Source organism: Parabacteroides gordonii MS-1 = DSM 23371, assembly GCF_000969825.1.
Classification (GTDB): domain Bacteria; phylum Bacteroidota; class Bacteroidia; order Bacteroidales; family Tannerellaceae; genus Parabacteroides; species Parabacteroides gordonii.
The window spans coordinates 3,214,251-3,228,651 of record NZ_KQ033919.1 but is presented as its reverse complement, the minus strand read 5'-3'; the positions used below and the strand labels follow the sequence as shown (position 1 = coordinate 3,228,651).

Here is a 14,401-nt window from a genome sequence, read left to right as displayed (position 1 = left end):
TTTACGGAAAATATTATTCAGATGAAAACAATCGCATTCAAACTCGTCCTGCGTAGCTGGTGGCGGAATAAGACATTCTCCGTTATCTCGATCGTCAGCCTGGCAATCGGGATTGCCTGTACGAACCTGCTGGCCGTGTTTACCATTCATGAATACGGTATAGAGAAAGGGAACCCGAATAAGGAACATATCTGGGTACTCAGTCAGGACTGGCCGATGAAAAACGGGGAGAAAACGATATATGCGGGGGCTGAAATCCCCGGAATGCTGAAAGATAAATACACCGAGGTCAAAAGTTATCTCCGGATTAGCGGACAAACCGTCAAATATATTTCCATTGATAATGTGAAACATGCCCCTGTCCGCCTTGTCTCCGCAGATCCATCTTTAGCGGAGTTTTTCCCTTATAAAGTACTCTACGGAGATCTGAAAGAGGCCTTGACCCAGCCTGATAAACTGGCCCTGACAGAACAAACTGCCCGAAAACTTTTCGGGAAAGCCAATCCGATCGGTAAAATAATTCATTTCAGCCTTCCTGATGAAGAATTGAACACCAAAGGCAGTGCAAACAACGAACATGCTTACCAGGTTGCCGCCATTATTGCCGACAGGGAACAATCGTTTTTAAAGCTGGAAGCGATAACGGCTATTTCTGATTCTTTCTATGGCGGTACCAGCCTGTTACTGATGAACAGGCCGATCGACCGGAAAACTTTTGAAGCACAATTAAAGAAAGACAAAATACCGACTTTACAGGGTGACGTGGGAAATTACTACCTGAACACGCTACAGGAAAGTTACTTCTACACTTCCGAGCAACAAAAATCGGATTATCTGAATTATCGGCAGCCGGTATTGCTTTATGTCGGGCTGATCTCCGCTATCCTGATCCTATTGATAGCCTGTTTCAATTATATCAACCTCAACTTTTCACGCTTACTACAACAGGTGCGGATGATCCATACACAGAAACTGATGGGGGCAACCGGAAAAGAGATCAACCGGCAATTATTTATCGATACTTTTCTTACGGTTCTGATCGCTTTCTTTTTTTCCTTGCTGATCACACATGATTTATTACCGGTCTTCAATTCGATCGTAAACGGCCGGTTGCATACAGCCTTCTTCTTCAACTGGCAATCCCTGCCTTTGATCTGCGGGTTTATCTTACTTCTGTCTATTGTTCCGGCAGCTTATATGAGCCGGAAGATCTCCGGGCTTTCCAGCGCCGGCTATAAGGAGTTTTTCACCGGGAATAAAAAGAGAAGGATCGTTACCTCACTATCTATTGCACAATACGTTATCTCCATCGGTCTTATTATCGCCACACTGACGGTAAACGACCAGATCGGTTTTATCCGAAAAGGAGGTGAAAATTACAAGAACCTGATCGAAATAGGGAATTGGCTGGAAGACGGTTCTTACATCCGCCCCTTAGCCCGTGAATTAAAGAACCACCCGGAGATTGCGCATGTTTCCCTTGCCGGAGGTTCCATCCTAGATAGCTGGATAGTACAAACAGTCCTGAAAAATGAAGACGGCAGCGAAAGGTACGTTCCTCAACTCAATTACTTCGGCGATTCCGGCATCCTGGACGCTTTGCAGGTTAAGTTATTGGAAGGCCTTCCGCCCGATAAAGCCCTGGAAAAACAGGGCCGTCCGGTCTACATAAACGAGAAGTATGCCGAGCTATTGGTCAGCAAAGGGGAAGATCCCATCGGAAAGCCGTTGAGTGTCTTTGAATTCAATAATAACAGCGAAGATTCTGCGGATGGCACACCGGTTACAACAGTTGCCGGGATCGTCAGCAATCTTTATACAAATTCATTGGAAAATGAGGTGTATCCTTTTACTGTCCAGATCAATAACAGTGAAAAAAGTACATTCAACTATATCTACATACGTCTCAACGGTGATAAAGAAAAATCCATCGCCACTATCCGACAGGTATGGAACAAGGTCAATCCAGGGAAATATTTCTCTTATCAGGATGTTTACCAATACTTTTTATCCCGTAACCATAAAGCGACCGAACTGTCGCAACTCCTGCTGATGTATTCCTTCATCAGTATCTTCCTGACCTGTTTCGGGTTGTTCGGAATGGCTTTATATGCTACGGAACAACGCACCAAAGAGATCGGTATCCGGAAAGTGAACGGGGCAACAAGTTCACAGATCATGTTGTTGCTGAACAGGCAGTTTATCAATTGGATAAGCATCGCTTTTGTTATCGCAATTCCTATCACCTGGTCGTTGATGAACCGTTGGCTGGAAAGTTTCGTATATCGTACGGAGATCGGCATCGGTATTTATCTGACGGGCGGACTGTTCGTTCTGTTCATTACCCTACTTACTGTCAGCTGGCATAGCTACAAAGCGGCTTCCGGCAATCCCGTTAACGTTTTAAAAAGTGAATAAACCGGTTACAAATATGAAAACAGTAGCATTCAAACTCGTCTTTCGCAGTTGGTGGCGGAACAAAACATTTTCAGTCATCTCGATTGTCAGCCTAGCGATCGGCATTGCCTGTACTAATCTGCTGGCCGTATTTGTCATCCATGAATACAACCTGGAAGCGGATAACCCGAACCGGGAGACCATTTATATGATGGATCAGGATTCGCCGATCCAACCAGGTGAACGGGTTTGTTTCACTGCCGGTGGTATTGCGAACGAGATCAAAGAAAAATATCCGGAAATCATAGATCATGTCTGCCTCAATAATATCGGAATGGATTACATAAAAGTAAACAATACCCGTTTCAACCCCATCATAATCATGATAGCAGAAGCCTCGTTTCCCCATTTCTTCCCTTATAAGGTATTATATGGAGATTTGAACGAGGTGTTGACACAACCGAACAAGATCGCCTTATCGGAGAAATGCGCCCGAAAGTATTTCGGCAAAGAAAATCCGATCGGTCAAACGATCATAACAGGTGAAAACTATGCAATGACACGCATACAGGAAAACGAAGAGGGAAATAATGAAACGACCTATCAGATTGCAGCTGTCCTGAAATCGCGTGAACAATCTTATATCGACTTCGATGCCGTAATCGGAAATGACGGGCCACTCCCCGGAGGAGTATGTCTGTTTATGACTAATCGCCCGATCGACACCAAAAAGTTTGCCGAAAAAATCCATAAAGACGGCATACAAACCTTTGTACCTAATGGGAAATATAGCCTGTACACTTTACAAGAAAGTTATTTCAAAAAATACACACAGGAAAGTTATTTCTTCATGACCAGCCGACAGAAGACATTGCTTTATGTCGGACTGATCTCCGCCATTCTTATCCTGCTAATTGCCTGTTTCAATTATATCAATCTCAACTTCTCCCGCCTGTTGCAACAAGTGCGGATGATCCATACGGAAAAACTGATGGGAGCAACAAAAAACGATATCAACCGCCAGCTATTTATCGATACATTCCTGACCGTCATGGTAGCCTTCCTGTTATCTTTGCTGATAACACATGATCTGATCCCGATATTCAATTCGATCACTTCCGGAAAGATAGAGACTTCTTTTTTCTTTAACAGACAGGCATTACCGGTTATCACACTGTTCATACTCCTGTTATCGATCATTCCTTCCGTTTATATCAGCCGGAAAATATCCAAACTATCGGCCTCCGGCTACCGCGAGTTTTTCACCGGAAACAAGAAAAGAAGGATCGTAACGGCTCTTTCGATTGCCCAATATACAGTCTCTATCGGGCTGATCATCGCAACACTTACAGTTAACAACCAACTTCATTTTATACAAAACAAAGCGGAAGGATATCACGGATTAATCGAGGTGGGCAATTGGGGAGCAGACAATTCCTACTTACCGGCTTTTGCACGCGAAATAAGAAAAATACCCGGCGTAGAAAATGTAACACTTACAGGTGGTCCTTTACTAAACATGGGAATAACTCCCGTAGATATAAAAAACCAGAATGGAAGTGAAAGCCATTATATGAAAGCGCAATACATGGGAGGACGTGATTTCCTGAGAACATTAAAAATCGACATCATACAGGGAGTTGAGCCGGATAAGGCGCTCGGACAATTCCAAAGTCCGGCCTATATCACCCGGAAATATGCAGACCTACTGATTCCGCCGGGAGAAAATCCGGTCGGCCAGCTACTGAGTAAATACGACAAAGATTCAAAAGAATATGAAAAGGACAGTAACCACCCTAAAGTGGTCGTTGCAGGTATTGTCGAAAATATGTTTGCCAATTCACTCGAAGAAGATGTTTTCCCCAGTATCATTTACATCGGCCAGGATGATGATAAGCGATATGCTTTTGCAGAAATCAAAGTAGACAGAGAACGTCAGCAAACAATCGCTACCATTAAAGAAGTATGGGAAAAGATGAATCCCGGTAAATATTTCACTTTTCAGGATGTTTATAAAGAATTCATGCAACGCAACAGGAGAACAAGCGAACTGGCAGAATTAATGATCATGTACTCGCTGATCAGTATCTTCCTGACTTGTTTCGGCCTGTTCGGTATGGCATTATACGCTACGGAACAACGCACGAAAGAAATAGGCATCCGGAAAGTGAACGGAGCCAGTACATTAGGGATCATGTTATTGCTGAATAAACAATTTATAGGCTGGATAGGAATAGCCTTCGTTATTGCCATCCCTATCGCCTGGCTGTTCCTCAACCGGTGGCTGGAACAATTTCCGTATCACACCGATATGTCTGTTTTCCACTTCCTTCTTGGCGGAATCACCGTACTGTTTATTACATTACTGACCGTCAGTTGGCATACTTACAACGCAGCTTCGGGTAATCCCGTTAACGTTTTAAAAAGCGAATAGATTTCCTCACAGTTTCTTTCGCAGGAAACTCCAGTTTCTTCCATAGGAAACGCCAGTTCCCACCAGAAGAAACTCCAGTTTCCTGCAGAGGAAATTACAGTTCCCTTATTAAAAAAAATTAGGAAACTGCAATACGCTGAAGGTCAACCATTATTGACTTTTTTATAATCTGCCAGGAACGTAGCCAAACCACTATCGGTAAGCGGGTGTTTCAACAGACCTTTGATAGCTGACAAGGGGCAAGTTGCCACATCTGCACCCGCTTCAATACACTGGATAATATGTTGTGTACTGCGGATCGAGGCGGCAAGCACCTGTGTTTCGTAGGCATAATAAGAAAACATATCGACAATACCTTTCACCAGTCCAATACCGTCACTGGAAATATCATCCAGACGTCCAACGAAGGGAGATACATAAGTAGCACCGGCTTTTGCCGCTAAAAGAGCCTGCCCACGGGAGAATACCAGCGTACAATTGGTACGGATCCCTTCATCACTAAAATGTTTGATTGCTTTGATACCGGCTTCAATGCAAGGAATTTTCACCACGATATGCGGGTTCAGGGCTGCAAGCTCCTTGCCTTCCTTTATCATTCCTTCATAATCGGTTGCAATTACCTCTGCACTGACATCACCGTCTACGATCTCACAAATCTTCAGATAATGTGCACGCTGATTCTCTACTCCTTTAATCCCTTCTTTGGCCATTAACGACGGGTTGGTAGTAACGCCATCCAATACGCCCAAATCGTTTGCTTCCCGAATCTGATCCAGGTTCGCCGTGTCGATAAAAAACTTCATTGCTTTATGTGTTTATAAATGTTTCTATTTAAAGAACACATTTACTATCGTATAGTTTATTTTAGAGTGATGTATTTAGAATGTTGAAAAATATTAATAGAAAAACTGACAGTTAGAGAAAGCAAATAGAGAAAGAACAAATTAAGATACAAACATAAAATAAGGACAGATTATCAATCATTTGATCAAGATTAAAAACACATACTTTCCGGTACAAATTGCATTAGTTCTGTAAGAACTACATACTTACGGATGCAAATATAGTCTATTTTTGAAATAATAGGTTAAATATTGAAGAATAATCCGACAATACAAAGCTCTTTTGTTAACAACCATATAAACTATCAGTTTTCACAGAATAAGGAGATAATATCAATTCTAGGCACACCACTGTATATCAATAAATTACATTTATACTACCACGTTAGTTCTTACAGAACTCATATACATAATACGCAAAAAGCAGGCATCTGGAATGCAATAGGAACAGGGAAATTCAACAGAGATTCAAAGCGGCAATGTGATGAGAAATAGCAGAGACTTACAAATTGTTACACTCTTTATCAGATAACAAAAACTACTTATGCGAATAGCAGATGGACCAATATTTGAAAAATTATTCCGGGAATATTATTCTCACCTATGTAATTATGCCGGCCAATTTATTGCAGACAGCCAAACCAGAGAAGATATTGTACAGGTATTTTTCATTTCTGTCTGGGAAAAAGAGCACCTGTCCGTTACACGGGAGACTTTCCTCCCCTACGCGTATCGTGCCATAAAAAACAGCTGCATAAACTACTACAAATCAGAGATGATCAAGGAGGACTTCATCACCTTCCTTGCAGAAGAATGGAAAGATCAGTTGAATGAAGAGGAAGATTTCATATACCAGAAAGAAGTGCAACAGGCTTTGCAGAAGCTTCCTGAAAAATGTCGTAATGTATTCCTCTTGAAATGCGTTACTGAATTAAAGTATAAAGAAATAGCCGAGGTATCCAATATCTCCGTAAACACTGTAAAATATCACCTGGGAGAAGCTTTCCGCATCATGCGCGAAGAGTTGAAGCATCTCACCTTTTTATTTTTCCTGTTTTTTTTCTGAAACGACCTACCCATTTTGTCTTCTCCGATTGTCAATAATAAAAAAGAAGAAAAATGAAGTCTGAAACAATATATCAAATCATCCTTTCCGTTCTGGCCGACGAAGCCACAAATGAAGAACACATTCTCTTCTCGCAATGGATAAAAAAATCAGAAGAAAACAGGAAGGAGTATAACAGAATAAAACGATTGTATCAGATCTCATTACGCCTTCCCAAAGAAACACGAGTCGATACAGAACAGGCCTGGCAAATAGTACGAAATCAAACGATCGACAAAAAGAAAATATTTAAATTCCCTGTATGGACACGTTATGCAGCAATGGTTGCGATCATTGTATCTCTCGGCATAATCCTATTTAACGAAGAAGTTCCTTCCGATACTCTCAGCCAGATGGAACAAATTGATATAAAAGAGTTTGTAGAACCTACGCTACTTTTAGAGAACGGAGAGAAAATTGCATTGAGTGAAGAATCCTTTTCCATCAAACAAGAACAGGTTGTCATCAAGAATGACAAGGACAACAAACTCGTTTATGAAGCTAAAAAGGAGGTTACTAAAAAAACGGTTTTAAACAACCACCTGGTCATCCCCAAGGGAAGGACTTACCGGCTACATCTTGAAGACGGAAGCCGTATCTGGCTGAACTCTGAATCAGAGCTCATTTATCCGGAGCAGTTCATCGGAGACAAACGTGAAGTAACACTTATCGGAGAAGCCTTTTTTGAAGTTGCTCCCAATCCGGAGAAACCCTTTTTCGTAAAAACCAAAGGTATAGAAATCATTGTATTAGGAACATCTTTCAATGTCTCTTGCTACGGAAAAGAGAATACGATCAGTACAACTCTTGTAGAAGGCTCTGTCTCCATACATACGGAACAGGGGGAAAAACAGATAATCACGCCCTCCGAACAATTCACCTATAATAAGAAAAATCACCTGACAAATATTCAGACGGTGAATACGGAACTTTATACTTCATGGATAAACGGCAAATACATTTTCAAAGATGCAACGCTGGAAGAGATCATCGACAAATTACAACGTTGGCATGATATCTATCCGAATTATATGGAGGAAGAGCTGAAAAGTAAACGTTTCTCAATCACAATAGACCGTCAATCGACATTAGACCAAATACTGGAAGTGATTAGTTTCACTTCTGATGTAAAATTAGAGAAAGCAGGAAATAGTATTAACATCAAAAAGCAAAGGAGGGAAGAATGACGTAAATCACACAATGGAAAAACAGAAGAGGTAGTATGGATCAGATACTACCCCTACACAGATCAAAAAATTAAAATCATTTGTTTAACCTGTAAATTACAAATTTATGGAAAAAAGAATATCGGAAGGCTTTTGTAAGACACAAAAAGTCTTAAAACGATTCTTATTTTTAATTTCACTTATTTGTTCATTATCAACTATTTCGTTAGATGTGTTTGCTTACGAATCTATATTTGAACAAAACTACACCTTAAGTCTATCGTTTCAGAATGCCCGGATGGAGCAAATACTCGATGCTATATCGAAGCAGTCCGGAATCAAGTTAGCCTATAGTAATGAAGAGTTGGCTTCAAATAAAAAAGTTTCTGTCAACCTGAAAACATCCAATATAGAAGAGGCTCTAAAAGCCGTTTTGGGTAATGAATATACATTCAGACAGATTGACGATTACATTGCCATTGCCAGGAGATCCGCAAATAAGAATACCCCGGCGGTACCCAGCGTAAATGACGAGCGTTCATGGACGATTCAAGGACAGACGCTCGAACAAAGCGAACCCCCACTCCCCCTGCCTGGCGTAAACATCTCTATCAAAGGGACTCAGTTGGGTACGATCTCAGACATGGGTGGATATTTCTCTCTCAAAGCTAAAAAGGGAGATATTATTGTCTTCTCATACCTTGGTTTCAAGAATTACGAGTATGTAGTCTCCCGTGCAATCAGTAACTTAAGTGTGTCTCTGACGGAAGACATCGAATCATTGGATGAAGTTATCGTTACCGGTTTCTCGGAAGAAAAGAAACTGAACTCGATATCTTCTATTTCCTCACTGAATGTATCCTCAAACCTGATCAGCAAACCGGTGACTTCTATGTCGCAGGCTTTACAGGGAGGGATCACAGGCCTTTCCGTATCACAGGGTTCCGGTTTGCCGGGTGCAGATGCTGCAACCATCAAGATCAGAGGTGTTTCGTCCTTACAAACCAATAATGACCCGTTGGTCTTGGTAGACGGTGTTCCAATGGATATGAATAACCTCGATCCAAATACGATTGAAAGCGTAACCGTACTGAAGGATGCCGCAGCAGCAGCTATTTATGGAGCACGTGCGGCAAACGGTGTTATCGTTGTAAAAACCAAACGAGGAACACCCGGTAAAGTAAACGTTTCTTACAACGGATATTATGGTATTCAAAAGGCGACATATCTACCGGAGTTCATTGACGGTGCCGGATATATGGAAATGGTAAACGCTGCGAATATAAACATCGGAGGAAACCCGGTTTATTCACAGGAAGCAATCAACAAGACCAGAGATGGTTCCGACCCTGTAAACTATCCTAATACGGACTGGACTGACTTCCTGTTTAAAAACGGTTCTGTTCAAAGCCATTCTGTATCCGTATCCGGTGGTGGTAATCTGGCCCGTTTTGCATTAACAGCCAACTATCTGAAAAATGACGGTCTGGTAGAAAACACAAATTCAGACCGTCTGAATATCCGGGCCAATACTTCCGTCAGTCTATTAGATAACCTGTCTGTAAACATGGACTTCAACTCATACCGGACAAACAGGGAAAAACCTTTATTCGATAATGGCGGTGACATTTTCACTTATATCTATTCTACGCCACCTAATACCGTGATCCGCTATCCGATGAAAGAAGGTAACGATATCGTGTATTACGGGAACCGCCCCGAACAACGTAATCCTGCCGCCATTCTCGACCGGGGAGGTATTCGTACGAACCTGGAAGACAATATCAGTATCAATATAGCCCCTCGCTGGGAGGTGATCCCGAAGTTGATCCTTAGAGGACAATATTCGTATCGCATCAGTAGTAGTGCACAACGGGATGAGCGCAAAGCCTATAACTTCTTCGATTATAACTCCGAAGCATTTCTTCAAACCTGGGGAGCCTCTTATTCAGCCTCCAAAGACAGGTCCAGCTATTATTATATCGGTGCAACGGCTGAATATACCTGGGAAAAAAAGAAACACCGCTTATTCGGTATCGGAGGTTACAATCAGGAGTTAACCAACCAGGGAGACTGGGATCGCTGGTCGATGACTTCCATTTTTGCAAAAGTGAACTATACATTCGACCGTCGCTATCTGCTGGAGGGAACTATCCGCCGTGACGGTTCTTCCCGATTCGGCAAAGGAAATAAATTCGGAGTATTCCCCTCCATAGCAGCCGGTTGGAACCTGCACGAGGAGAGTTTTATGAAGCCGTTAAAAAATCAGATCAACGAATTCAAGGTACGAGGTTCATACGGATTATTGGGTAATGAGAATATCGGATTATACAAATATCAGACATTGATCGATGCAGGAAACGGGAACGAAACAGTTTTCGGTAACCCGGATATCACCTGGGAAACAGTCAATATGTTGAATATCGGAGCTGACATCCGCCTGTTTAGAGACTGGACCATCACTTTCGACTATTACGACAAACTGACCAAAGACATGATCATCATTCCACCTATTTCTTTCATCGGAGGAATAAGCGCTGCACCGCTGAACTCAGGAGAAGTAAGAAACCGGGGATGGGAATTCGATGTAAATTATGGCAAACAATATAAGACATTCGGATTCAATGTTCATGCCGGTTTATCACAAAATAAAAATAAAATAGAGTCTCTTTTCGGAGCTCCTTACGATAACGGAAACCGTATCCATGAAGTTGGACATGCGTTGAACAGTTATTATGTCTATCCGACAGATGGACTACTGCAGGAAAGTGATTTCACAAAAGATACCGACGGAAAATGGATACCCAAAGAAGGAGTCACGATCTTTGACGGACAACAGCCCGGAGATATAAAATATAGAGATGTATCCGGCCCCGACGGTACACCGGACGGCAAAATCACGACCGACGACCGTGTGATACGTGGAGACGATCAACCGGATCTGAACTATTTTGCCAATCTGTCATTGACCTATAAAAAATGGGATTTTGAAATACTATTCCAAGGGGTTACCGGTGTAGATGCTTACTACAACGAACCTTATTCATTCGGTTTGAATGTATCCGGTGACGGGCAAACCCCATTGGCTGTACAAACGGATTACTGGACTCCGGAAAACACAGGTGCACGCTATCCGAGAATGGCCCCGAATTCAACTTACGGCAGCAACTATCACACATCCGATTTCTGGCATTTCAATGCAAGTTATTGCCGTGTGAAATACATCCAACTAGGATATACATTCGATCAGCTGGGGTTGAAGAAAATAGGTATTTCAAACATCAGGTTATATCTGAATGCGCAAAACCCGTTCACCTTTGCGAAAGAAAAACTGACAGACCCGGAAAGCCGTGGACAGAAAGGTTCTTATCCACTGATAAAGACTTATTCTGCCGGCATCAGCCTGAATTTCTAATTATAAACCTTAAAAACAGAATATATGAAACTGTATAATCAAATAAACCCAAAGGCATTCCTGCTTGTATGTATGTTATTTATATGTAGCAGTTGTTCCGACTTCCTGACGAAAGACCATCCGACAGGAGTCACCGACGAAGACTTTTGGAAAACAATGAATGAATGCGAAAATGCATTAGGACAATGCAAATTATGGGTAAAAGGTGCATACGGAGGTGAAGAACTGGGGTTAGTATTCCTCGAAGGGGCCACCGACAATATGTATTTTCAATCGAACTTTGAACAACGCATTGTAAGTATGGGAAACGGTTCACTCGTTCCCCCCACCGACAACAACAGGCCATCCAGCTGGGAAGCGACTTTGGACAGTTGGAAAAACTACTACGTTCGCATCCGCAGATGTAACCGTTTCCTCAAGTTTGTAGATAATGCTTATTTTGCAGACGAAAAAGAGAGATCACGTATGAAAGCTGAAGTAAGGGTTTGGAGAGCTTGGTATCACATACGTCTGCTGTGTTGGTACGGGCGTAACGATGGTATACCTATTGTCGACACCGAACTGACTCCGACCGAGATCTATAAGCCCCGTAATACCGTTGAAGAATGTCTGGACTTCATCAATAAGGAACTGGACATGGTAATCAATTCCAACGACCTTGAATTCCTATGGGATGAAGGACGCCGCGACCGTATGTCGATTTCTTCAGCCCTGGCCCTGAAAATGGATGTAAACCTGCAATTCAAAAAGTATGACCTGGCCAAAGATGCCGCTAAAAAGCTTATGGATTCAGGCAAGTTTGAATTATACTATTCTACCGCAACGGATGATGATCCGGGCAAAAACTATCGTGACCTGTTCCGCTATGTAGGTGAACAGAATAAAGAGCGGATCATGTTCAAATCGAATGGACTGGATAACATCTGGTTCCGTAACATGGGGACACCGTTAGGAGGACAAGGGGTATCTGCTATTCTAAAATCTTTCGTCGATTGTTATGAAACCATAGATGGTAAAACCATTCAATCTTTATCCGCCGAAGAAAAAAGCAACTACGAAAAGAACCCGTTGTATAAGCCAAGAGATCCACGTTTATACGCAACAGTTTTCTTACCGGGAGATAACACCACCATTTCCAATTACACCTACGAGCCATTCAATGAGAGTGGTAGCGACTATGTCGGAAAAAATGGCGCAGTCCGCTCCGGATATATGATGAAGAAGTTCATCGATGAGCAGGATCGTGCCACAGGAAACGGTAGTCTCGATTATCCGCTTTATCGTTATGCGGAAGTACTGCTCGATTATGTAGAATGTCTGGTTGAATCCGGTGACTGGCAAAATCCGGATGTTGAGAAATACATCAATATGATCCGTCATCGTGCCGGTATGCCGAATATGGACAAGAATGTCTATAATACGCAAGAAAAAGTACGCGAATTATACCGCCGTGAACGACGTGTAGAGCTTTGCTTCGAAGGGAAACGCTATGACGATATCCGCCGTTGGGGAATAGGTTCGCAAGTGATGACCGGTCCGATCCAGGGTGCATGGAACCCGAATGATAACGCATTCGTTACGATCGAAAACCGTAATTGTACATTCCCGAAATACGATTCATGGCCACTTCCTCAGACAGAAGTAACATCGAATCCGAATATCAGCCAACCGACCGGTTGGTAAAAACTAAAGAGGAAATCCGGCTTGGATTTCCTCTTTTTCTTTATATAAAAACGAAACTTATTTCTTCACCGCCAGTTTACTCAGCTGCTTGATCTCCTTCAGATTGGAATAATCGTATTGATAGATGCCATCGTCGGCAATCATCATCAAGACATTGTCGTGCGGAATGACATCATAGCCTTCCATTCCTGAATAATGAGCCAAACGGTTAGCCATCAGAGTTTGCGGATCTTCGGCATTATAGATTTTCAGACCATCGTCACAGAGGAAAAGCGTTCCGTTATCGATACCCAGGCCTTTCGGTTTAGTCATAGTATAGGAAACGATTGGCTGAGGATTTTTCACATCTTTGACATTCAGGATGATCAGTTCGTTGAAATTCTGTCCGCAATTATTGCCTGAATGAACTGTTACATAAGCGATGTCATTCTCTACAACTACCGGGTCGCAACCATATACATGCCACATCATCGACTGATATTCGGGTTTCAACGGATTAGCGACCGAATAGATTATCATACCGGTAGGAGTTCCCATAAACATGCAATCCTTATAACTGAAAATAGTTTCCACACTTCCTCCGATATACATATTTTCAACCGCTTTTTCCGGTTTATCGCCCGCCAGATTAAAGATACTCATATAATCATTCAACACGACATACAGATAATCTTTATACAAACCAAAACGCGACATCGAACCGTTTACGCCTGTCGAACCGCCGGAACTACCACCCGAAGAATTTGTCATAGCATCATTATACACCTGCTCATTTTTATAATATTCATATGTATGGGTTTCCTCTTCCTGGGTCCAACCCACAACAATATTCCCATTCGTTGCAGCCAAATTACACAGTTCAGAATCTATATAACCTTCTTCAATTGGAGGATAACTCTGCGGAAACACATTCTCCAAACGGCTCTTTAACACCGGTAAAGCAGGATTACTGATATCAAAACCAACCAAGTCGATATATGAATCGGCATACAATATATTATTACGGATAGCCACATCGGCATTACCTATCAACTCGATAAAACCAACCGAAGCAGGAGAAGCCGGATTACGGTTATCGATAATATGAATACCTTTACCCGGTTCCGAGATATATAAATATCCTTCATAAAAACAGATCTTCCCTTTTTGGGTTATCTCTTCCGGCTGGGTAGTCACTTTCACCGAAGAACGGAACACGTCGGCAGACATTAATACGGGTTTATTGACCGTATAAGTGATTGTTTCCTTTACTTTCATATCATCGTTACACCCACAAAGGAGGCAGATCAACGACACACAAAACAAACTCATTAGTTTTTTCATCTTAAACAAATTTAGAGGATTAATAATTATAATATC

At 42.1% G+C, this 14,401-nt stretch carries 8 protein-coding genes; 6 read left to right on the top strand and 2 right to left on the bottom strand.

Annotated elements, in window-relative coordinates; translation table 11 throughout:
- Window positions 1-21: 21 nt before the first annotated feature.
- Together HMPREF1536_RS12200 and HMPREF1536_RS12195 are read left to right on the top strand one after the other, a co-directional pair.
- Window positions 22-2,418: an ABC transporter permease gene (locus tag HMPREF1536_RS12200; RefSeq protein ID WP_028729924.1), complete on the top strand. Its 2,397-nt coding sequence runs from the start codon at window positions 22-24 to the stop codon at window positions 2,416-2,418.
- 13 nt (window positions 2,419-2,431) lie between these two features.
- Window positions 2,432-4,831 (top strand): ABC transporter permease, encoded by a 2,400-nt coding sequence (locus HMPREF1536_RS12195; protein WP_028729925.1) that lies wholly within the window; start codon window positions 2,432-2,434, stop codon window positions 4,829-4,831.
- Window positions 4,832-4,974: 143 nt separating this feature from the next.
- On the opposite strand, the gene fsa is transcribed toward HMPREF1536_RS12195, so the two are convergent.
- Window positions 4,975-5,634, bottom strand: coding sequence for a fructose-6-phosphate aldolase (gene fsa, locus HMPREF1536_RS12190; RefSeq protein ID WP_028729926.1), 660 nt, complete (start codon window positions 5,632-5,634; stop codon window positions 4,975-4,977).
- Between the two features lie 583 nt (window positions 5,635-6,217).
- On the opposite strand from fsa, the gene HMPREF1536_RS12185 reads away from it, so the two are divergent.
- From HMPREF1536_RS12185 to HMPREF1536_RS12170, 4 genes are all read left to right on the top strand, one after another.
- The gene (locus tag HMPREF1536_RS12185; RefSeq protein ID WP_028729927.1) at window positions 6,218-6,739 is read left to right on the top strand and encodes an RNA polymerase sigma-70 factor; all 522 of its coding nucleotides are present in this window, start codon (window positions 6,218-6,220) and stop codon (window positions 6,737-6,739) included.
- A gap of 53 nt (window positions 6,740-6,792) precedes the next feature.
- Complete coding sequence (locus HMPREF1536_RS12180; protein ID WP_028729928.1) at window positions 6,793-7,965, top strand: FecR family protein; 1,173 nt, start codon at window positions 6,793-6,795, stop codon at window positions 7,963-7,965.
- Window positions 7,966-8,242: 277 nt separating this feature from the next.
- On the top strand, window positions 8,243-11,359 hold the full coding sequence (locus HMPREF1536_RS12175; RefSeq protein ID WP_233426404.1) for a TonB-dependent receptor: 3,117 nt from the start codon (window positions 8,243-8,245) through the stop codon (window positions 11,357-11,359).
- Window positions 11,360-11,383: 24 nt separating this feature from the next.
- Window positions 11,384-13,042: a RagB/SusD family nutrient uptake outer membrane protein gene (locus HMPREF1536_RS12170; RefSeq protein ID WP_028729930.1), complete on the top strand. Its 1,659-nt coding sequence runs from the start codon at window positions 11,384-11,386 to the stop codon at window positions 13,040-13,042.
- 57 nt (window positions 13,043-13,099) lie between these two features.
- Here HMPREF1536_RS12170 and HMPREF1536_RS12165 read toward each other — a convergent pair whose 3' ends face one another.
- Window positions 13,100-14,365, bottom strand: coding sequence for an LVIVD repeat-containing protein (locus HMPREF1536_RS12165; protein WP_028729931.1), 1,266 nt, complete (start codon window positions 14,363-14,365; stop codon window positions 13,100-13,102).
- Between the last annotated feature and the right edge of the window lie 36 nt (window positions 14,366-14,401).

Excerpts from the sequence above, each read along its gene's own strand:
- HMPREF1536_RS12180 (WP_028729928.1), top strand. The coding sequence starts at position 6,793 with ATGAAGTCTGAAACAATATATCAAATCATCCTTTCCGTTCTGGCCGAC.
- HMPREF1536_RS12185 (WP_028729927.1), top strand. The coding sequence starts at position 6,218 with ATGCGAATAGCAGATGGACCAATATTTGAAAAATTATTCCGGGAATAT.
- HMPREF1536_RS12175 (WP_233426404.1), top strand. The coding sequence starts at position 8,243 with ATGGAGCAAATACTCGATGCTATATCGAAGCAGTCCGGAATCAAGTTA.
- HMPREF1536_RS12200 (WP_028729924.1), top strand. The coding sequence starts at position 22 with ATGAAAACAATCGCATTCAAACTCGTCCTGCGTAGCTGGTGGCGGAAT.
- HMPREF1536_RS12170 (WP_028729930.1), top strand. The coding sequence starts at position 11,384 with ATGAAACTGTATAATCAAATAAACCCAAAGGCATTCCTGCTTGTATGT.
- HMPREF1536_RS12165 (WP_028729931.1), bottom strand. The coding sequence starts at position 14,365 with ATGAAAAAACTAATGAGTTTGTTTTGTGTGTCGTTGATCTGCCTCCTT.
- fsa (WP_028729926.1), bottom strand. The coding sequence starts at position 5,634 with ATGAAGTTTTTTATCGACACGGCGAACCTGGATCAGATTCGGGAAGCA.
- HMPREF1536_RS12195 (WP_028729925.1), top strand. The coding sequence starts at position 2,432 with ATGAAAACAGTAGCATTCAAACTCGTCTTTCGCAGTTGGTGGCGGAAC.